This is a genomic window from Klebsiella variicola, assembly GCF_000828055.2.
GTDB classification, from domain to species: domain Bacteria; phylum Pseudomonadota; class Gammaproteobacteria; order Enterobacterales; family Enterobacteriaceae; genus Klebsiella; species Klebsiella variicola.
The window spans coordinates 80,711-102,020 of sequence record NZ_CP010523.2 but is presented as its reverse complement, the minus strand read 5'-3'; the positions used below and the strand labels follow the sequence as shown (position 1 = coordinate 102,020).

The following is a 21,310-nucleotide window of genomic DNA, read 5'->3' as shown; positions in this document are numbered from 1 at the left end:
TCTCAATGCGCGCGGATGGCGCGAAAACGCTCATTTTCTTGACGCGGAACACACATTTGAAGTTCGATATTTCTCGTTTTTGCTCGTTAACGATAAATTAACACTATGCCTACATGGCAATATGGTCGTCTGTGACCACCCTACATACAATAATCATCACCACGCTTCAGGATTCGATTATGAGCCAAACATCAACCTTAAAAGGCCAGTGCATCGCAGAGTTCCTCGGTACCGGGTTGTTGATCTTTTTCGGCGTTGGGTGCGTGGCTGCGCTCAAGGTCGCGGGAGCCAGCTTCGGGCAATGGGAAATCAGCATCATCTGGGGTCTGGGCGTCGCCATGGCGATCTACCTGACCGCTGGGGTCTCCGGTGCGCACCTTAACCCTGCGGTAACTATCGCACTGTGGCTGTTCGCCTGCTTCGATGGCCGCAAAGTGGTCCCTTTTATCATTTCGCAGTTCGCTGGCGCCTTTTGCGCTGCGGCATTAGTTTACGGGCTTTACTACAATCTTTTCCTCGATTATGAAACTACCCACCATATGGTCCGCGGCAGCGTAGAAAGCCTCGATCTGGCCGGCATCTTCTCCACCTATCCGAACCCGCATATCAATTTTGTGCAGGCCTTCGCGGTAGAGATGGTGATTACCGCTATCCTGATGGGCGTCATCCTGGCGCTGACCGACGATGGCAACGGCGTGCCGCGCGGTCCGCTTGCTCCGCTGCTGATCGGCCTGCTGATTGCGGTGATTGGCGCCTCCATGGGACCGCTGACCGGCTTCGCCATGAACCCGGCGCGTGATATCGGCCCGAAAGCTTTCGCCTGGCTGGCCGGCTGGGGCGACGTCGCCTTCACCGGCGGCAAAGATATTCCTTATTTTCTGGTGCCGCTGTGCGCACCGGTGGTCGGCGCGGCGCTGGGCGCATTCAGCTATCGTAAGCTGATTGGCCGTCACCTGCCTTGCGACACCTGCGTGGAGGAAGAGCAACAGAGCCCCTCCTCTTCCACCACTCAACATAAAGCTTCGCTGTAATCTGACTACGGGACACCGACTATGACCGACAAAAAATATATCGTTGCGCTTGACCAGGGCACTACCAGCTCCCGGGCCGTTGTGATGGATCATGATGCCAATATCGTCAGCGTCTCCCAGCGAGAATTTGAACAAATTTATCCTAAGCCAGGCTGGGTCGAACATGACCCGATGGAAATCTGGGCTTCCCAAAGCTCGACGCTGGTCGAAGCGCTGGCCAAAGCGGATATCAACTCCGATCAGATCGCGGCCATCGGCATCACCAACCAGCGTGAGACCGTGGTGGTGTGGGAGCGTGAGACCGGTAAACCCATCTACAACGCCATCGTCTGGCAGTGCCGCCGTACCGCGGAGATCTGCGAGCAGCTCAAGCGTGACGGGATGGAAGAGTATATCCGCAAGGCCACAGGCCTGGTGGTGGACCCCTACTTCTCCGGCACCAAGGTAAAATGGATCCTCGACCATGTCGAAGGTTCCCGTGAACGTGCGAAACGCGGCGAGCTGCTGTTCGGTACCGTTGACACCTGGCTTATCTGGAAGATGACCCAGGGCCGCGTGCACGTTACCGACTACACCAACGCCTCACGTACCATGCTGTTCAACATCCACGAGCTGGACTGGGACGACAAAATGCTCGACGCGCTGGACATTCCGCGCGCCATGCTGCCGGAAGTGCGTAAGTCATCCGAAGTGTACGGCCAGACCAACATCGGTGGTAAAGGCGGGACCCGTATCCCTATCGCCGGGATCGCCGGTGACCAGCAGGCGGCCCTGTTCGGCCAGCTGTGCGTCAAAGAAGGGATGGCGAAAAACACCTATGGCACCGGCTGCTTTATGCTGATGAACACCGGTGAAAAAGCGGTCACCTCCACCCACGGTCTGCTGACCACCATCGCCTGCGGCCCGCGCGGCGAGGTGAACTACGCGCTGGAAGGGGCGGTGTTTATGGCCGGCGCGTCCATTCAGTGGCTGCGTGACGAGATGAAGCTCATCAGCGATGCCTTCGATTCCGAGTACTTCGCCACCAAAGTGAAGGATACCAACGGCGTATACGTGGTACCCGCGTTCACTGGTCTTGGCGCACCATACTGGGACCCGTATGCCCGCGGCGCGATTTTCGGCCTCACCCGCGGCGTGAACTCCAACCACATTATCCGTGCGACGCTGGAGTCCATCGCCTATCAGACCCGCGATGTGCTGGAGGCGATGCAGGCAGACTCTGGCATTCGTCTGCACGCCCTGCGCGTGGACGGCGGCGCGGTGGCTAACAACTTCCTGATGCAGTTCCAGTCCGATATCCTCGGCACCCGTGTCGAGCGTCCGGAAGTACGCGAAGTGACGGCGCTGGGCGCAGCCTATCTGGCGGGTCTGGCGGTCGGTTTCTGGCAGAATCTGGACGAGCTGCAGGAGAAAGCGGTGATTGAGCGCGAATTCCGCCCGGGGATTGAAACCACTGAGCGTAACTATCGTTACAGCGGCTGGAAGAAAGCGGTGAAACGCGCGTTAGCGTGGGAAGAGCACGACGAAGCGTAAGATTGTGGAGGTATTCCCTGCTTGCGGCGTAAACGCCTTAGCCGGGCTACAAAACCCCAAACAGCACGATCTTGTAGCCCGGACAGGTGCGCAGCACCGCCTCCGGGTTTTTTATCAGCCAAATATTGGCAGCAGCAGGTATAGCTTAATCACCAGTGCGTTGACGATGTCGATAAAGAACGCTCCCACCATCGGCACCACCAGGAAGGCCATATGTGACGGGCCAAAGCGGTCGGTAATCGCCTGCATATTAGCAATCGCCGTCGGCGTTGCGCCCAGACCAAACCCGCAGTGGCCCGCCGCCAGCACCGCGGCATCGTAATTCTTGCCCATCATCCGGTAGGTAACGAACACCGCATACAGCGCCATCGCCAGCGCCTGCACCGCCAGGATAATAATCATCGGCAGCGCCAGCGAGGCCAGCTCCCACAGCTTGAGGCTCATCAGCGCCATGGCGAGGAACAGCGACAGGCTGACGTTGCCCAGCACCGATACCGCGCGATCGAACACCCGGTACAACCCCGCCAGCGCCAGGCTGTTGCTAAGGATCACACCGATAAACAGCACGCAGACGAAGGTCGGCAGCTCGAAGACGCTGCCCGCCAGCAGTTGCGCAACCACCTTGCCCACCGTCAGACAGATAGCGATCAGGGCGATACTTTCGATCAGCACCAGCGAGGTGATCACCCGCCCCACGTCCGGTTTTTCAAAGGCGGTTGGCGCCACCTGATCGTCCGGTGTGCCGTCCGGAGAGGAAGAGTGCTTCACCAGGTAGCGAGCCACCGGACCGCCGATCAGGCCGCCCAGCACCAGGCCGAAAGTCGCGCAGGCCATCGCCACTTCGGTGGCGTTGGCAAAACCGTAGCGTTCAACGAACAGCTTGCTCCACGCCGCCCCGGTGCCGTGGCCGCCGGATAAGGTAATCGACCCGGCCAGCAGGCCCATCAGCGGATCCAGCCCCAGCAGCGTCGCCATGCCGATACCGAGGGCATTCTGCAGCAGCAGCAGGCCAACCACCACGATCAGGAAAGTGCCCAGCACCTTGCCGCCGGCCCGCAGGCTGGCGAGGTTGGCGTTAAGACCGATGGTGGCGAAGAACGCCAGCATCAGCGGGTCTTTCAGACTCATATCGAAATCAATTTCGATATCCATGCTTTTCTTCAGCACCAGCAGCGCCAGCGCTACCAGCAAACCGCCGGCAACAGGTTCAGGAATGGTGTATTTCTTGAGGAAGGGAACGGTTTGCACGAGTTTTCTGCCGAGCAATAGCACAAGCGTTGCGGCAACGAGCGTCGATAAGGTATCGAGGTGAAACATAAAAAGCTCCTTATGGGCGCATGATCCATTCACACGCGACGTAATTCCTGGTGTCTTTAGCTTCTCATCATGAGGAGTCAGAAGGGGATTTTACGCAGAACGGCGGAAAAAATGACAGAAAAAGATATTTTGTATCCTTAATGATGCGATTTAGCATACAAAATGTTAATAACCTCGTTGTGCATATTCACGGCATAAATTTTTATGACCAAATGCTGGCAAACGTTTGCTTTTGGTCTACAGTCCGATAAAATTCCCGCTTTGCCACCTTGGGATTGCTTGTGATGTCCGTTAACACCGCAGAGTCAGAAAATGCGCAACCGGTTGCGCATAAATCAGCTAGCGAATTAATCTACCGCCTCGAAGATCGCCCACCGCTACCGCAAACCCTGTTCGCCGCCTTCCAGCACCTGCTGGCGATGTTTGTCGCGGTGATCACTCCAGCGCTGTTAATCTGCCAGGCTCTCGGTCTCCCGGCGCAAGATACCCAACATATCATCAGCATGTCGCTGTTCGCTTCCGGTGTCGCCTCTATTATTCAGATCAAAGCCTGGGGCCCGGTCGGCTCCGGATTGCTCTCCATCCAGGGCACCAGCTTTAACTTTGTCGCCCCGCTGATCATGGGCGGTACCGCATTGAAAACCGGCGGCGCCGACGTCCCCACCATGATGGCCGCCCTGTTCGGCACCCTGATGCTGGCCAGCTGCACGGAAATGGTGCTCTCCCGCGTCCTGCACCTGGCGCGCCGCATCATTACCCCGCTGGTCTCCGGCGTGGTGGTGATGATTATCGGCCTGTCGCTGATTCAGGTCGGACTGACTTCCATCGGCGGCGGCTACGCGGCGATGGCCGACCACACCTTCGGCGCGCCGAAGAACCTGCTGTTGGCGGGCATCGTGCTGGCGCTGATCATTATTCTCAACCGCCAGCGTAATCCCTATTTGCGCATTGCTTCGCTGGTGATTGCCATGGCGGCGGGCTATCTGGCGGCATGGTTCCTCGATATGCTGCCAGCCAATACCGCCCCGACCAACAGCAGCCTCATCACCGTGCCAACGCCGCTCTACTATGGTCTCGGCATCGACTGGAGCCTGCTGCTGCCGCTGATGCTGGTGTTTATGATCACCTCTCTGGAAACCATCGGCGATATCACCGCCACCTCGGACGTCTCCGAACAGCCGGTTTCCGGTCCGCTGTATATGAAGCGCCTGAAAGGCGGCGTGCTGGCTAACGGCCTGAACTCCTTTGTTTCCGCGGTCTTCAACACTTTCCCGAACTCCTGCTTCGGCCAGAACAACGGCGTGATCCAGCTGACCGGCGTTGCCAGCCGCTACGTCGGTTTCGTGGTCGCCCTGATGCTGATCGTCCTCGGTCTGTTCCCGGCGGTGAGCGGCTTCGTGCAGCACATCCCTGAGCCGGTGCTCGGCGGCGCCACGCTGGTGATGTTCGGCACCATTGCCGCGTCCGGCGTGCGCATCGTCTCCCGTGAGCCGCTGAACCGTCGGGCGATCCTGATTATCGCCCTGTCGCTGGCAGTGGGCCTCGGCGTGTCGCAGCAGCCGTTAATCCTGCAGTTCGCCCCAGACTGGCTGAAAAACCTGCTCTCTTCGGGAATTGCCGCCGGTGGTATCACAGCGATTGTTCTGAATTTAATTTTCCCGCCAGAAAAAGCCTGATCTGACGCGCTCCCGGTCGCGCCATTGGCCGGGACGCTTTCCACGACCTGCCTCATCACGGAAATAAACCACGCCCGCCTTGAGAAGTGCGCCTAAATCGGGCATAACACGGTGATGTGCATCTCACAGAATGGAAGACCATGAAATTTCTTGGAAAGCTGATTCTCTGGCTGCTAGTCGCTCTGCTGCTCGTCATTGTTGGCGCGTGGTTCCTGCTGCAAACCCACTGGGGCGCCCGCCAGGCCAGCGCCTGGCTCAGCAATGGCACCGGCTGGCAGGTCTCCTTCGATGCGATGGAACACGATTTCTCCTCCCCTCTTCATGTGCAGTTGCAAAACGTCACCTTTGGCCGGGAAGGCAAGCCGGCCACCCTGGTGGCAAAAACGGTCGATATTGGCTTCAGCACCCGCCAGTTTAGCGATCCGCTGCATGCGGATGAGATAGTCCTTAACGACGGCACTCTGAATCTGTCACCCCACTCTGCAGACCTGCCGTTCGCTGCCGACCGGCTGATGTTGCGCAACATGGCTTTCAACAGCCCGGAAACCGGCTGGGCGCTCAGCGCGCAGCGCGTCACCGGCGGCGTCAGTCCATGGACGCCGGAAGCGGGCAATGTGCTGGGGAAAACGGCGCAGATCCAGATGAGCGCGGGCTCGATGACGCTCAATGGCGTCGAAGCCAGCAACGTTCTGATTCAGGGCAGGATTGATCAGGGTGAAGTGACCCTCTCCACCCTCGGCGCCGATGTCGCCCGCGGCACCTTAACCGGCAATGCGAAACGCAGCGCCGACGGCAGCTGGCTGGTGGATAACCTCCAGCTCAATGAGATTCGACTGCAGAGCCCCGCCTCGCTGGCCGAGTTTTTCGCGCCGTTAACCACGGTCCCCTCTCTGCAGATTGGCCGCCTGGATATCACCGACGCCCGCCTGCAGGGGCCGGACTGGGCGGTAACCGACCTCGACCTGAGCCTGCGCAACCTGACGCTCAGCCACGGCGGCTGGCAGAGCCAGGACGGCACGCTGTCGATGAACGCCAGCGAATTTATCTACGGCTCGCTGCACTTCTTCGACCCGATTCTGAATGCTGAATTCTCTCCCCAGGGCATTGCGCTGCGCCAGTTCTCCTCGCGCTGGGAGGGCGGCATGGTGCGCACCTCCGGCAACTGGCTGCGCGCTGGTAACGCGCTGGTGCTCGACGACACCGCCTTCGCCGGACTGGAGTACACGCTGCCGGCGAACTGGAAACAGCTGTGGATGGCGCCGATGCCAGCCTGGCTGCAAAGCCTGACGCTGAAAAAATTCAGCGCCAGCCGTAACCTGATCATCGATGTGGATCCTGCCTTCCCGTGGCAAATTACCGCCCTCGATGGCTATGGCGGCGAGCTACAGCTGGTGAAAAACGGCAACTGGGGAGTATGGAACGGCAGCGCGACGCTGAACGCCGCGGCGGCGACTTTTAACCGGATCGACGTGCGCCGCCCGTCACTCAAGCTGAGCGCGACAGCGTCGACGGTCAATATCACTGAGCTTAGCGCCTTCACCGAGCGCGGCATTCTGCAGGCCACTGCCGCGGTATCCCAGCTGCCGCAGCGCCAGGTCAATCTGAGCTTTACCGGCCGCGGCGTGCCGCTGAATATTCTGCAGGCCTGGGGCTGGCCGTTGCTACCGATAAGCGGGGATGGCAATCTCCAGCTGACCGCCAGCGGCAGCGTGCAGGCCGATGCCCCGCTCAAGCCGACGGTCAACGGGCAGCTCAGCGCCGTGAATATGGAGAAACAGCAGGTGGCGCAAATCATGCGCAACGGCGAGGTCAGCCCCGCCCCCGCCGCGCCGCAGTAAAACCCCCCTTATCTGGCCCTCTCCCCACGGTGAGAGGGCATGCTTTCCGGCAAACTCCGCTCTGGCCACTCCCTCTCCCTTTCAGGGAGGGGGTTAGGGTGCGAGTCCTGAAACCTGTGTGCAATACGCGGCTATCTGTACCTATTTAGCGCAACAGGTTCCTTTCAAATATCAGAATTGCTATAACCAAATTACTGGAAGTCGATAAAAAACCGCTCCCTGTACCTACAAAAATATAAAAGGATCAATCATGCCTGAAATACGTCAGCGTATTCTGGAGAATATGCAAAAATTCTCCCGGGCCATGATCGGCGCCGTATTGTTCTTGCCGGTCATTGGCTTAATTCTGGCCCTCAGTTCAGTATTAACTAATCCGACATTAATTGCTGAAACCAGTTTCTTACATCAGCTTGGGCAAATGCTCGGCGACACCTTTTGGCCTTTATTTGGCAACCTCGGCTTATTATTTTGCGTCGGCATTAGCTATGGCCTGGCAAAGGATAAAAAAACCGAAGTCGCGCTGGTTGCAGTGATGTGCTTCATTATGTTTCTTGGCGCCAACCACTCCTGGCTGGAACACACCCACGGACTCGCCGAAAAAATTAACGGTGAATATTATGGCACCGGGCAAACCCAGCTGCTGGGCTTTGTGGTGGTGGATATGGGCGTTTTCCTGGGCATTATTCTCGGCTGCACGATTGCGTGGGTGCACAATAAAGTCTCTGCCATTGAGCTGCCTGGCGCGCTGTCGATGTACGGCGGCGCCAAGCTGACGCTGGTGGCGATGACGCCGGTGGTTATCTTCTACGCCATCGCCTTTACCTGGATTTGGCCCTTTATGACCCACGGCATCTCCGCCCTCACCGGTTTTATGAAAAATGCCGGGGTCGCCGGGGTCTTCGTCTATGGTTTCTTTGAAAAATTCCTTATCCCCACCGGCCTGCACCATTTCGTCTGGTCCCCCTTCCAGCTCACCCAGATTGGCGGCACCCTGCACGTGGACGGTCAGGTGGTCTCCGGGACCCAGGCCATTTTCCTCGCCTATATGCGCCACCCCGACCTGACGCCGGTCATGAACGACGCATTACGTTTTTCGCAGCAAGGGATGACCACTATCTTTGGCCTGGCAGGCGCCTCGCTGGCGTTCTACCACACCGCGAAACCGGAGAAGAAAGTGATGGCGAAGGCGATTCTGCTGCCAGCGATCATCACCTCGATGCTGACCGGTATCACCGAACCGATCGAGTTCACCTTCTTGTTTGTCTCGCCGCTGCTGTGGGTGATCCACGCGACGTTAACCGCCGCCTCGCAAGCCATTTGCGACATTTTCACCGTACGTCCCTGGGGAGCATCGGGCCTGATCGAGTTTCTGATCTATAACCTGCCGCTGCCGGTCTCCTTAACGCGCTGGCCGGGCTATGTCCTTATTGGTATCGGCCAGTTCGCCGTCTACTACGTGATTTTCCGCACCCTGGTGGTGAAGCTGAATCTGAAAACGCCGGGCCGGGAAGATGACGAGAACGTGAAGCTTTACAGCAAAGCAGAGTACCGCCTGAAAGTCGCGCAACCGCAGTCGGTCACCGATGACATTATCCGCGGCCTCGGGGGCAAGGAGAATATTCTCTCCGTCGATAATTGTTTTACTCGTCTGCGCGTGGCCGTGCGCGATATGGCGCGGGTTGATGACGCGCAATTAAAAAATACCGGCGCCAACGGCGTCGTACGAAATCGTAATGAAGTTCAGGTTATTTATGGCGTCAAAGTGGGACAGGTACGTTCCCGGGTTGATAACTGGTTAGCAGAAAATTAATGAGGAGTTTGTATGAAATTAACCGTATTAGGCGGGGGCGGCGTTCGCTCTGCATTTTTAGCGAAATCTCTGGCCTATAACGCTCACCGCATTGGTTTAACAGAAGTGGTTTTTCTCGATAACTCTGCTGATAATCTGGCGGTATTTGGTGAAATTGCCCGCTATGTATTTAATACTATTCGCCCGGATATTCAGTTTAGTACCACTACCGACCCGGTCACGGCGCTGCAGGATGCCAACTATATCATTACCACCCTACGGGTTGGCGGTGACGAAAGCCGCATTCGCGACGAACGCATTGCGCTACAGCATAACACCCTCGGCCAGGAGACCACCGGCGCCGGCGGTTTCGCGATGGCCATGCGTTCGATCCCGGCGATCCTTCGCTATTGCCGGCTGATCGAAGAACATGCCGCCGAAGACGCCATTCTGTTTAACTTTACCAACCCGTCAGGCCTGGTGACGGAAGCGATCGTCAAGTCCGGTTTTAAGCGCCGGGTCTATGGGATCTGCGATGCTCCCTCCGAGCTGATTCGTGAACTGCCGGCGATCCTTGGTTGTGAAGAACGCGACCTCAGCGTGGAATGCTATGGGCTGAACCATTTCTCATGGTTTACCCACTTCACCGTACGCGGGGAAGAGGTAACCGAACGGCTGATCGCCAGCCCGGAACTGTACCAGAAGACGGCGATGCAGTACTTCTCCCCGGAGCTGGTGCGGCTTTGCGATAATCAGCTCCTCAATGAATATCTCTATTATTACTACTATCGAGAGGTGGCGCTGAAGGCGATTCAGGAAGCCGGCGAGACGCGCGGAGAGCAGATCGCCCGTATCAATCAGGAGATGCGCGAAGCGCTGCGCACTGTGGATGCCAGAACGCAACCGGAAGCCGCTTTCACCATCTGGATGCAGCATTACCTGCGCCGGGAAAACAGCTATATGCAGAATGAGTCGCAGCAGGAAAAATTCCACACCCGCGAACCGCTGACGCTGCGCCAGTTTATCGAAGAGCCGGACACCGGCGGCTATGCCGGGGTGGCGCTGGATATCCTGGAAGCGGTGAACAGCACCACCACCAAGCGTATCGTGGTATCGATCCAGAATCACGACACGCTCGACTTTTTGCGCCCTGACGACGTGATCGAGATCAGCTGCGACCTGAGCCGGGATGGCCTCAAGCCGGTGACGCCGGTGAAGGTGCCGACGGCGCAGAAGAATTTGATTTCCTGCGTGAAGGAGTATGAGCGGCTGGCGGTGGCGGCAATCCTGCAGCAGGATAAATCGCTGGCGGTGCGGGCGCTGATGGCGCACCCGCTGATCGGTTCCTATTCGCTGGCGAAAACCCTGGTCGAAGCCTATCTCGACGATGAGCAATTCGCCGCCTGGCAGTAACCCGCATTGCCGATGGGATTCCCCCCGCTCGCGCTGCGCTTAGCGGGGCTACGAACGGAGCGGTTTGTATTTGATGTAGGCCGGGTCAGGCGTAAGCCGCCTCCCGGCAAAATAGCCGCATCACCCGGTAGCCCGGATAAGGCGCCAGCCGCCATTCGGGAACTCCCCCCGCCCGCACCGCGCTTAGCGGGGCTACGAACGGAGCGGTTTGTGTTTGATGTAGGCCGGGTCAGGCGTAAGCCGCCTCCCGGCAAAATAGCCGCATCACCCGGTAGCCCGGATAAGGCGCCAGCCGCCATCCGGGAACTCCCCCCGCTCGCGTCGCGCTTAGCGGGGGCTAACTATTACTACGTAGGCTGGTAAACCACATCTTCAACAGTCGCTCAAAGCCTAAGATGCAGTAGCCGAAAAACGGGTTGCTCCAGTAAATATCATCGTCGAACTTCTGCGGGTCGTGAATAATAAACGCCGTATCCGCAGCCTGCGCCAGCGGGCTTTGATAGTCGCCGGTAAAGCAGACCAGATTAATCTCCTTCCCCTCCAGGGCCTTCACCCAGTTAAGCGCCGAGCTGCTGCGCCCGGATTTAGAAACGATCCAGATGGAGTCGAAGCGGGCGGCGTTTTTCTGTTCGAGGATTTCATAATCGGGCCACAGCGCCAGGCTGGCATTCACGCCGGTGACGAGGAACTTGTTGTAAATATACTGGGCGATTAGCTGCGAAAAGCCGCTGCCGTGGATCAGGATGCGCTGCTGTTTAAGGCTTGCCAGCAGCGGCGTCAGCGCTTCTTCCGGCTGAACGCTCATGTAGTCGATATCGTTGGTGACATCGAGCTTCGGCATGGTGATATTGAACTTGATGAAATAGACCAGCTCCAGCCAGCCGCTGAACTTCAGTTTCTTCGCCAGCCGGACCAGCGAAGAGGGGTTGCTGTAGCACTGTTCGGCCACAGCGCGGACTCCCTGGCGGATACACTGCTCCGGGTCGTTCTGAATAAAGCGCAGCACGGTCATTTCCGTTTTGCTTAGCTTCACGTCACGAAAGATATTTTCTAAGTCCATGGCGGGCTCCTCTCAACGGCAGAATACGCTAACACCGTTCGGCGACAGCGTCTGCGGCCTGAGTCACCACTATGAAATGAACGTTACTTTTTGTACAAAAATGAAATAAAAAAACCCTCGCCGCTGGCGGAGAGGGTTGCAGCCGTTAAGATGGTGTTTTACAGGGTAATCGTCAGCGTATTGCCCTCGGCGCTCACTACCATACCCCATTCGCTGCCGGCCTGAGTCCCGCCCTGCACGCCCGCGACCTGCGGGATATTGCGCAGGCACAACGTCCAGCCGCGGGCCTCGCCTTCGCCGCTCACGGCGATGGTGTTGCCCTGGCGCCTGGCCTTCAGGGTGAAAATCGTCGAGCCGTCTGCCGCCGGAACGTCACAACGTGCCTCGCGTCCATCCTCGAGGTGGAACAGCTGGAAGGCGGTGCCCTCATGCCAGGCATAATCGGGTTTCTGGTCATTGTTGCCCAGCGCCAGCAGGGTGTTGTCACGAACGTAGACCGGCAGGCTCAGCGCATCGTGATGCTGCTTATGCCAGCGGCTACCCGGTAATTCATCGTTATGCCACAGGTGCGTCCAGCGCCCATCCGGCAGATAAAATTGCACCTCGCCCGCTTCGGAGAACACCGGCGCCACCAGGACCGAATCACCGAGCATATACTGGCGGTCAAGATAGTCGCAGGCCGGATCGTCCTGAAACTCGAGCATCATCGCACGCAACATCGGCGTGCCGAACTCGTTGGCCAGCGCCGCCTGGCGATAGAGATACGGCATCATGCGGCATTTCAGCTGCGTGAAGTGGCGCACCACGTCGCAGGACTCTTCGTCGTAAGCCCATGGCACCCGATAGGATTTGCTGCCGTGCAGCCGGCTGTGGCTGGAGAGCAGGCCGAAGGCGCACCAGCGCTTGTAGACGTGGGCCGGCGCGGTGTTTTCGAAACCGCCGATATCGTGACTCCAGAAACCGAAGCCGGACATGCCGATCGACAGCCCGCCGCGCAGGCTTTCCGCCATCGATTCGTAGTTGGCGTAGCAGTCGCCGCCCCAGTGCACCGGGAACTGCTGCGCGCCCACCGAGGCGGAGCGGGCGAACAGCACCGCCTCCTGCTCGCCGACGGTCTCTTTCAGCACCTTCCACACCAGCTCGTTATAGATGAATGCGTAGTGGTTGTGCATTTTCTGCGGATCGGAACCGTCAAACCACTGGACGTCGGTCGGGATACGCTCGCCGAAGTCGGTCTTGAAGCAATCGACCCCCATCGCCACCAGGCCTTTTAACTTGTCGGCGTACCACTGGCAGGCTTCCGGGTTGGTGAAGTCATAAATCGCCAGCCCCGGCTGCCACTTATCCCACTGCCACAGCGAACCGTCCGGGCGCTTCAGCAGGTAGCCCTTCTCTTTCAGCTCCTTGAACACCGGCGAGCGCTGGCCGATGTACGGGTTGATCCACACGCAGACCTTCAGCCCTTTCGCCTTCAGGCGTTTGATCATCCCTTCCGGGTCCGGGAAAGTTAGCGGATCCCATTCAAAATCGCACCACTGGAAGGCCTTCATCCAGAAGCAGTCGAAGTGGAAGACGTGCAGCGGCAGATGGCGCTCAGCCATGCCGTCGATAAAGCTATTTACCGTCGCTTCGTCATAGTTGGTGGTGAACGAGGTCGTCAGCCACAGACCGAACGACCATGCCGGCGGCAGCGCCGGGCGGCCGGTGAACTGCGTATAGCGGTTAAGCACCGCTTTCGGCGTCGGGCCGTCGATCACGAAGTACTCAAGGTATTCGCCTTCAACGCTGAACTGGACTTTAGAGACCTTCTCCGAGCCCACCTCGAAGGAGACGCGCTGCGGATGGTTGACCAGCACGCCGTAGCCGTGGTTGGTCAGATAGAAGGGGATATTTTTGTAGGATTGCTCGGTGCTGGTACCGCCGTCTTCGTTCCAGGTTTCTACCGTCTGGCCGTTGCGCACCAGCGCGGTAAAGCGCTCGCCGAGGCCGTAGACGGTTTCGCCGACGCCGAGGTCGAGGCGCTCAAACATGTAGTTGCGCTGGGTCTTACTATCCTGCACGTAGCCGTTGTTTTTCAACTGGCTACCGGTGATGCGCACGCCGTCGCGCAGAAAATCCAGCGCCCAGAATTCACCTTTAGTGACGCGCACGCTGAGGTTGCCGCTTTTCAGCTCGGCGAACCCGGCCGTATTTTCTATTTCGACATGGACGTCTTTCTGCACGTTCAGCGGATAGTGCGGGCCGTTATCCAGCGCGCCCTGGAAGTGCGCCATGCGCACGCCGATTATCCCTTCCTGAGGCGAGAAAAAGCGCAGGGTGAACAATGGCGTATCCAGCTGCCAGGCACGTTCGCGAACATCGCGCGGCGCGGCATAGACCACCATTTCATTCCCCTGCTGTTCCACCTCGTAAACCTGTACGGGTTGGATCAGGTTGAGCCCTGGTTGAATGAGCCAGTTTCCATCACTGATTTTCATTAAAACGTCCTCTTAGTTTTGCCATTCTTTATCGATCGGGGCTGCGGTGAAATCTTGTTCGTTGCGACGCGCGCCCTCGGCCAGCTCGGCCATCATTTTTTTCAGGAACGGCGTTTTCAGCGTGTAGTAGCGTTTGGCGATCACCGCGCTCAGCAGGTAGCACACCGCCGGAACGAGGGTGAACAAGGCGATAATGATGGTGAGGGTGGCGCTGTTCTGGGTTTTAGCGGCGGCGTCATAGCCGCCGCCGGCCAGCATCCAGCCGATCAGCGCGCCGCCCAGCGCCAGCCCTAACTTGAGCACAAACAGGGTGCCGGCGAAGCTGATGCCGGTCAGGCGTTTGCCGTTACACCATTCGCCGTAGTCGACGGTGTCGGACATCATCACCCACTGGATTGGCGTCACCAGCTGGTGCAGTACGCCAATGATGAAGATAAAGACGAACATGGTGATTTCGGCGTCCATCGGTACGAAGAACATCGCCACGCTGAGCACCGCCAGGAGGGCGTTGGTCCACCAGAAGACGCTGACTTTGCATTTCCAGTCGGTCAGCGGTTTCGCCAGCGCCGAGCCAATCAGGTTGCCGACGCAGTAGGTGGTGAGGAAGACGGTGAACAGCGCCGCCGAGCCCATGATCCAGGTGGTGTAGTACATCATCGCGCCGCCGCGAACGCAGACCGCGAGGATATTGAGGATGGTGAGCACGCCAACCACCCGCCACTGGTCGTTGCGCCAGATATCGCGCAAGTCTTCACGCATCGAAGTGCTGCTCGGCGGCGCTTCGACACGCTCTTTGGTGGTGAAAAAACAGAAGGCCAGCATCAGGAAGGCGACCACCGACAGCACCGCGATGCCGCCCTGGAAGCCGAGCGCTTTGTCTTCGCCGCCGATAAAGTTGACCAGCGGCATCATCAGCACGGTGGAGAGCATGCCCCCCGCCGTCGCCAGCACGAAGCGCCAGGACTGCAGCGAGATGCGCTGCGTCGGGTTGTCGGTGATCACGCCGCCCAGCGCGCAGTAGGGGATATTCACCACGGTGTAGAGCAGGGTCAGCAGCGTGTAGGTCACGGCGGCGTAGATCAGCTTGCCGTTGTGGCTTAAATCCGGCGAGCTGTAGGCCAGCACGCAGACGAGGCCGAACGGGATGGCGCCGAAGAGGATCCATGGGCGGAACTTACCCCAGCGGCTGCGGGTACGGTCGGCAAGCAGGCCCATGCACGGGTCAGAAATCGCGTCCAGCGCGCGCGCCAGCAGGAACATGGTGCCTACAAAGCCGGCGGGGATACCAAAAATATCAGTGTAGAAAAACATCATGTATAACATGACGTTATCAAAAATGATGTGGCTGGCGGCGTCACCCATGCCGTAGCCAATTTTCTCTTTGACGGACAAAATATGATCTTTCATATGCGCACTATTCCCTTAGCGGCACCGCGGATTGGTACCGGTTACGATTTTTGTAAACCTTTGCCGCAGTAAGATGAATTGCGATATCTCGTTATCAGATTACGTTTCTTGTTTTCTGTGATCGTGGTAGGGAATCAGGGAGTGAAAAAGTGTAACTCACGGATTTTGTGAGGATTTGTCCAGGACTGTTCTGTAAAGTCCAGTTTTAACAGTAAAAAAGTGCGTTTAGGTATGTGGTAAACGGCTGAAAGTAGCTATAATGCGCCCCGCCTCCATGTAGCAATCGAGGCGCGGAAGATCGTCATCTCCGGTGAGGTGGCTGGACTTCAAATCCAGTTGGGGCCGCCAGCGGTCCCGGGCAGGTTCAACTCCTGTGATCTTCCGCCAAAATTGCTCCGCCGCTATCCAAGAACGCATAAAAATCCATTTATTTTCAATATACAAAGTAAATAACTCATCCGTAACCATCCGCCAAGTTCTCACTGAATCCAAGATAAATATGTATTGTGATGCGTATAGATTTTTTATACACATTTTTGACTTATACACATTGCACTGACAGACATACAAATCAAACGAGCAAAGCCTCAAGACAAACCCTACACAATGAACGATGGACAAGGCATGTCATTGCTTATCAATCCCGATGATTCGAAGGGCTGGCGGTTCCGTTTTCGCCTTGCTGGAAAAGCGCGGTTAATGTCATTTGGCAGCTACGACTTGATAAGCCTCGCTGAAGCTCGTGAAAAGCGCGAGGTCGCCCGCAAGCAAGTTGCTAATGGCATTGATCCGGTTGAGGAACGGAAAGCGAAAAACTGGCACAGCAGCTTTCAACAGAAAACTCATTCGAAGCCATAAGCCGCGAATGGCATGCAAACAAAGCCGACCGCTGGACAGTGGCATACCGAGACGAAATCATTAAGACCTTCGAACAAGATGTTTTCCCGTTCATCGGCAAACGTCCTATCGGTGAGATCAAACCTTTAGAATTGCTTGAAGTGCTGCGACGAATAGAGAAACGTGGAGCACTGGAGAAAACACGCAAGGTACGCCAGCGGTGCGGAGAGGTTTTTCGCTACGCGATCATAACTGGCCGAGCTGAATACAACCCTGCCCCTGATTTAGCTATCGCATTGGCCGTGCCGAAGCAAAAGCACCATCTTTTTTATCTGCCGAAGAATTACCTCATTTTATCAGAGATCTTGAAGCCTATACCGGCAGCATCATCACCAAAAATGCCACTAAAATAGTTATGCTTACTGGTGTAAGAACGCAGGAAATGCGCTTTGCTACGTGGGATGAAATTGATTTAGAAAAGGCAATTTGGGAAATGCCAGCAGAACGGATGAAAATGCGTAGGCCTCACATTGTCCCTTTATCTACTCAAGTGATTGAACTCTTTAAGCAGCTAAAGCCTATTACCAGTAATTATACTTACATTTTTATCGGCAGGAATAACCGCAGTAAGCCAATTTGCAAAGAAAGTGTGACACAAGTCATTGAGCGACTTGGTTATAAAGGACGTGCAACAGGTCACGGATTTAGACACACAATGTCGACTATACTACATGAACAGGGATTTGATAGTGCATGGATTGAAATGCAACTCGCGCATGTGGATAAAAATAGTATTCGAGGAACATATAACCATGCTCAATACCTTGAAAGAAGAAGGGAAATGCTTCAGTGGTATAGCAGCTATCTTTTAAAGTAATAATTTCCATTAAGGAATTAGAATGAAAATAATATCTTTATTTAATCATAAAGGTGGTGTTAGCAAGACAACTACGACTTTTAACATGGGGTGGATGCTAGCTAATCTCGGCTATAAAGTTTTAATAGTTGATGCTGATCCACAATGTAATTTGACAGCCTTAGCGTTGGGCTATTCGACCACTGATGACTTTGATAAAATCTATAAAAACAATCCGAACTGTGATATTTATAGTTGCATCAAACCTGTTGTAGATGGTTCTTTAGGAAAAGTTATACCATCCGACCCATTAGACACAACAAATCCAAATTTAAGTTTATTGTGTGGTAGCATCTATTTATCAGAAATTGAAACGCAGATTGGAGTTGCGCTAACAACCAGCGCTGCTATCCCCGCAATTAGAAATATCCCCGGCAGTATAGGGGCTTTTTTGCGTGAGACAGCACGGAAACATGAATTTGATTATGTCCTTGTTGACATGAGCCCCAGCGTTGGTGCATTGAATGAATGTCTCTTAATGTGCAGTGACTATTTTATAGTTCCTACATCTCCAGATTTCTTCTGTGCTCAGGCAATAAAGTCACTCGCGCAAGTTCTTCCCAGATGGAACAGCGAGATAAATAGTTTTAGAGATAGCAAAATACTATATCCATTCCCTATTGAACCTCCGAAATTCATCGGGTTTATATCTCAGAAGTATCGTCCAAGGAACAATTTACCAGTAAAATCTTTTCAAAGATGGATTGATATCATCAAAGATGAAGTCACTAATACATTAATACCAGCTTTAAATCCTATCAACATGTCAATTTCAGTTGCTGATTTTGAAAATGCCTGTCCGACAAAAGAGCCTTTTAATTTGGCGAATATTTCAGATTTTAACTCACTAATTGCTCAATCTCAAAAACATAGCACCCCGGTATTTGCCCTATCAGATGCGCAAATAGAGCAAAATGGAGTAATACTGGATACAATGAAAGAAAACAGAGAAGAGTTCAAAAATAATTTTAGCGAGTTAGCTCGCTCAGTTGCTACGTTGGCAAATTGACAATACTTAGACCGAGGCTACTTTTAGCTCGGTCTAAAATATTTCATTTAGTGAATTTGGATAAATAGCATATCAATCGCAATGATCTAGAATGAATTTTACCCACAGAGCATATCTATAATCACCTACTTTTATTGAGTAAGTTTCCACGTTATCAAGTCGGTGTGACTCTTGCTTTGAATAGTAAAAGATTAATTCCCCACCTTCCCAATTACATACTATCTTCCTTAAATAAACTTCATTAGAAACTGCCAAAACATAGAAGTCAGCTTCACATGGAAACCTTGAATTTAGATATCTAGTTGCCTCCATAAACAATAAAACTATATCTATGAAATCTTCTGCTTCCTCAAGAGTTGCATCTCGATACTCGTGCTCAATTTCATTTCTTATTTTATTTATTTTATCTATTATTCTAGGTCTGACTATTCCAATTCCTTCTAGGAAATCCATCTTTTTTGGAAAGTTCTTTAGATTTTTCTGGAAGTAGTCATCACCACAAAAAGCTCGACAAAGAATATCCACTCTCATATGCAATGCCGATTTTGCATTTCGCACGGCATTATTCAGATTTCGGCGCTCACTTCCTGAATTCAAATCATCAATCGCATCTTGTAAGTATGTATTAGGTTTCAAATAATCCTTTTTACCTATATAGCTCCAGCAACAATCTGGATAAACGTCCTCGTCCAAATCATCAGGAATCAACACAATATGCCCTCCTAAGAATAGAGTTATAATTATTTTCTTCACGTACTTTCAGAGTAAATTTACCGAGATTTTATATTACACAAAAAAAAATAATGCTAATCCCGATTGATTAACTCACAATTGCAGTAATCATAGTGTATCTGTGTCTCACAATGCTTTCATTGACCCTGTGACTTAATTTAACCCAAAGTTAGTAGATGTATGACCAGCACGCAATGTTTTTCCCTCCTCGTCTGCACGCTTCGTGAGTCTGTTTTCATGTAAGCGCATGGCGTGGCTCAAGCTGCAACAGGCCTGAATGCATCAGATGAATGCATGGACAGGAGATAAGTGCTTTAAGAGGCAACAATATCAACGTCGAAATAACTGATTTCCCTCATCCGCTGTGTTGTGCTTTCTTATCCCTCACCTGACAGCCTCAGAGGCTCGCCACGCCCTCGAACAGCAACGCACCATCCACCGACACTCCCGCGAACCCGCGCAGCGCAGCGACGCGCTCAGGCAGTCAAATTAAATATCATTAAATAAATACTTTACCGCTGGCGCGCAGTGCTTTTGTAAGCATCCCGGTAAAGCGGACCATTCACATTTAGAGATCTTCCTGCATAACTGATTATGCTCCTGGAGGAGATCGCCATGCGCAAAGCCCGATTCACCGAACACCAGATCATTGCCGTTCTGAAGTCCGTCGAAGCCGGACGCACCGTCAAAGATGTGTGCCGCGAAGCCGGGATTTCTGAGGCCTCGTACTACAACTGGAAAGCGAAGTTCGGCGGTATGGATGCCTCTGATATCAAAAAGATGAAGGACCTCGAAGATGAAAACCGCCGATTGAAACAGATGTTTGCGGACCTGAGTCTCGAGTGCCGCGCATTGAAAAGAGCATGGTGTGATGCTGGAGTTTATCAGGCCCGGCAAGCCAACGCAGAATGCCTTTATCGAACGGTTCAACCGGACATACAGAACAGAAATACTGGATTTTTATCTGTTCAGAACACTGAATGAAGCACGGGAAATTACAGAGCGCTGGCTGGCTGAATATAACGGCGAGCGCCCCCACGAATCCCTGAATAACCTGACACCGGAAGAGTACCGACTGATGGCTGAAACCCCGGAAATCTCAAAAAATGCGTGGAACTAAAACGGGTGTGCTTACAGGGAAACGCTGGAAACCCATGCGCCTAACTTCTGGCGCTGACTCGACCGGGCGGCCAGTGGCAACCCGACAAAACGCGACGTGATCCTGGCCGCGCTGTTTATGGTGCTGGCGAACCGCTACGACAGGCAGCTCTTTCTCGAAGTGACCGGGCCGGGCGGCAGCGGGAAAAGTATTCTCGCCGAAATTGCCACGATGCTGGCCGGAGAGGATAACGCGACGTCAGCCGATATCGACACGCTGGAAGACCCCCGCAAGCGTGCCTCCCTGATTGGCTTCTCGCTTATTCGTCTGCCTGACCAGGAGAAATGGAGCGGTGACGGTGCCGGACTCAAGGCCATCACCGGTGGCGATGCGGTCTCCGTTGACCCGAAATACCAGAATCCCTACTCGACGCATATTCCGGCGGTGATTCTGGCGGTCAACAATAACCCGATGCGCTTCACCGACCGCAGCGGCGGCGTGTCACGCCGACGGGTAATCATCCACTTCCCGGAGCAGATAGCCCCGGAGGAGCGCGACCCGCAGCTCAGGGATAAAATCGCCCGCGAGCTGGCCGTGATTGTGCGCCAGTTAATGCAGCAGTTCAGCAACCCGATGAGTGCCCGCGCCCTGCTCCAGTCGCAGCAGAACTCCGACGAGGCGCTGAGCATCAAGCGCGACGCTGACCCGACATTTGATTGTTGCGGCTATCTGGAGGCACTGCCGGAGCCCGACGGGATGTATATGGGGAACGCGAACATTATCCCGCGCCAGCCGCGTCTGTATCTGTATCACGCCTATCTGGTGTATATGGAGGCCCACGGCTACAGGAATGCGCTCAGCCTGACCATGTTCGGCAAGGGGCTCTCAGCCATGCTGAAAGAGTACGGTCTGAATTATGAGAAACGCCGCACAAATCAGGGTATGCAAACCAATCTCGCCCTCAGGGAGGAAAGAAACGCCGACTGGCTGCCGAAGTGCGATGAACCCACCGCAACATAACCTACCCGGACCGGCATTGCCGGTCTTTTTTTACCTGCACACCGGGCAGAGTGAACAGTAAAGTGTTCACTGTTCACCGAGTATTAACCACATAACATCATGAAAATAAACAATAAAAATACCGAGCAAACAGTTTTCCCAGGAAAAACTTTTTAC

Annotated in this window: 12 protein-coding genes, 1 tRNA gene and 4 pseudogenes; 12 read left to right on the top strand and 5 right to left on the bottom strand. The window is 54.8% G+C overall.

The window, feature by feature from the left end; all coding sequences use genetic code 11:
• Positions 1-179 precede the first annotated feature (179 nt).
• Both SP68_RS00455 and glpK read left to right on the top strand, forming a co-directional pair.
• Positions 180-1,031 (top strand): MIP/aquaporin family protein, encoded by an 852-nt coding sequence (locus SP68_RS00455; RefSeq protein WP_012540293.1) that lies wholly within the window; start codon positions 180-182, stop codon positions 1,029-1,031.
• Positions 1,032-1,052: 21 nt separating this feature from the next.
• Positions 1,053-2,564 (top strand): glycerol kinase GlpK, encoded by a 1,512-nt coding sequence (gene glpK, locus SP68_RS00450; RefSeq protein WP_008806810.1) that lies wholly within the window; start codon positions 1,053-1,055, stop codon positions 2,562-2,564.
• A 114-nt stretch (positions 2,565-2,678) separates the two neighbouring features.
• Here the strand turns inward: glpK and gltS are convergent, their stop codons facing one another.
• A complete protein-coding gene (gltS, locus tag SP68_RS00445; RefSeq protein ID WP_012967046.1) occupies positions 2,679-3,881 on the bottom strand; it encodes a sodium/glutamate symporter in 1,203 nt (400 codons plus the stop codon).
• A 284-nt stretch (positions 3,882-4,165) separates the two neighbouring features.
• Between gltS and SP68_RS00440 the strand changes: the two genes are divergently transcribed.
• The 4 genes from SP68_RS00440 to SP68_RS00425 all read left to right on the top strand — a co-directional run bounded on the left by SP68_RS00440 (position 4,166) and on the right by SP68_RS00425 (position 10,597).
• Positions 4,166-5,557, top strand: coding sequence for a nucleobase:cation symporter-2 family protein (locus tag SP68_RS00440; protein WP_008806808.1), 1,392 nt, complete (start codon positions 4,166-4,168; stop codon positions 5,555-5,557).
• A gap of 140 nt (positions 5,558-5,697) precedes the next feature.
• Entirely contained in the window at positions 5,698-7,395 is a 1,698-nt protein-coding gene (locus SP68_RS00435; protein WP_040969845.1) for an AsmA family protein, read from the top strand.
• A 250-nt stretch (positions 7,396-7,645) separates the two neighbouring features.
• Positions 7,646-9,205, top strand: coding sequence for a PTS transporter subunit EIIC (locus tag SP68_RS00430; RefSeq protein ID WP_040969847.1), 1,560 nt, complete (start codon positions 7,646-7,648; stop codon positions 9,203-9,205).
• Positions 9,206-9,217: 12 nt separating this feature from the next.
• On the top strand, positions 9,218-10,597 hold the full coding sequence (locus SP68_RS00425) for a family 4 glycosyl hydrolase (RefSeq protein ID WP_022064767.1): 1,380 nt from the start codon (positions 9,218-9,220) through the stop codon (positions 10,595-10,597).
• A gap of 337 nt (positions 10,598-10,934) precedes the next feature.
• On the opposite strand, the gene SP68_RS00420 is transcribed toward SP68_RS00425, so the two are convergent.
• From SP68_RS00420 to SP68_RS00410, 3 genes are all read right to left on the bottom strand, one after another.
• A complete protein-coding gene (locus SP68_RS00420; protein ID WP_012967042.1) occupies positions 10,935-11,657 on the bottom strand; it encodes a MurR/RpiR family transcriptional regulator in 723 nt (240 codons plus the stop codon).
• 158 nt (positions 11,658-11,815) lie between these two features.
• Positions 11,816-14,134, bottom strand: a complete 2,319-nt coding sequence (gene yicI / locus SP68_RS00415; RefSeq protein ID WP_032740347.1) for an alpha-xylosidase — start codon at positions 14,132-14,134, stop codon at positions 11,816-11,818.
• A gap of 12 nt (positions 14,135-14,146) precedes the next feature.
• Positions 14,147-15,541, bottom strand: coding sequence for a glycoside-pentoside-hexuronide family transporter (locus SP68_RS00410; RefSeq protein WP_008806802.1), 1,395 nt, complete (start codon positions 15,539-15,541; stop codon positions 14,147-14,149).
• A 292-nt stretch (positions 15,542-15,833) separates the two neighbouring features.
• Here SP68_RS00410 and SP68_RS00405 point away from each other — a divergent pair.
• From SP68_RS00405 to SP68_RS25810, 3 genes and pseudogenes are all read left to right on the top strand, one after another.
• Positions 15,834-15,928: transfer RNA gene (locus SP68_RS00405), tRNA-Sec, on the top strand.
• Between the two features lie 162 nt (positions 15,929-16,090).
• Positions 16,091-17,255 (top strand): annotated as a pseudogene (locus tag SP68_RS28045) (tyrosine-type recombinase/integrase).
• Between the two features lie 22 nt (positions 17,256-17,277).
• Positions 17,278-18,303: a ParA family protein gene (locus tag SP68_RS25810; protein ID WP_071885084.1), complete on the top strand. Its 1,026-nt coding sequence runs from the start codon at positions 17,278-17,280 to the stop codon at positions 18,301-18,303.
• 72 nt (positions 18,304-18,375) lie between these two features.
• Here the strand turns inward: SP68_RS25810 and SP68_RS27645 are convergent, their stop codons facing one another.
• Positions 18,376-19,014, bottom strand: a complete 639-nt coding sequence (locus SP68_RS27645) for a hypothetical protein (RefSeq protein ID WP_094909493.1) — start codon at positions 19,012-19,014, stop codon at positions 18,376-18,378.
• A 636-nt stretch (positions 19,015-19,650) separates the two neighbouring features.
• On the opposite strand from SP68_RS27645, the pseudogene SP68_RS29180 reads away from it, so the two are divergent.
• From SP68_RS29180 to SP68_RS00390, 3 pseudogenes are all read left to right on the top strand, one after another.
• Positions 19,651-19,893 (top strand): annotated as a pseudogene (locus SP68_RS29180) (transposase); the annotation flags it as partial.
• A gap of 25 nt (positions 19,894-19,918) precedes the next feature.
• Positions 19,919-20,155 (top strand): annotated as a pseudogene (locus SP68_RS29175) (integrase core domain-containing protein); the annotation flags it as partial.
• An 18-nt stretch (positions 20,156-20,173) separates the two neighbouring features.
• Positions 20,174-21,154 (top strand): annotated as a pseudogene (locus tag SP68_RS00390) (DNA primase family protein); the annotation flags it as partial.
• Between the last annotated feature and the right edge of the window lie 156 nt (positions 21,155-21,310).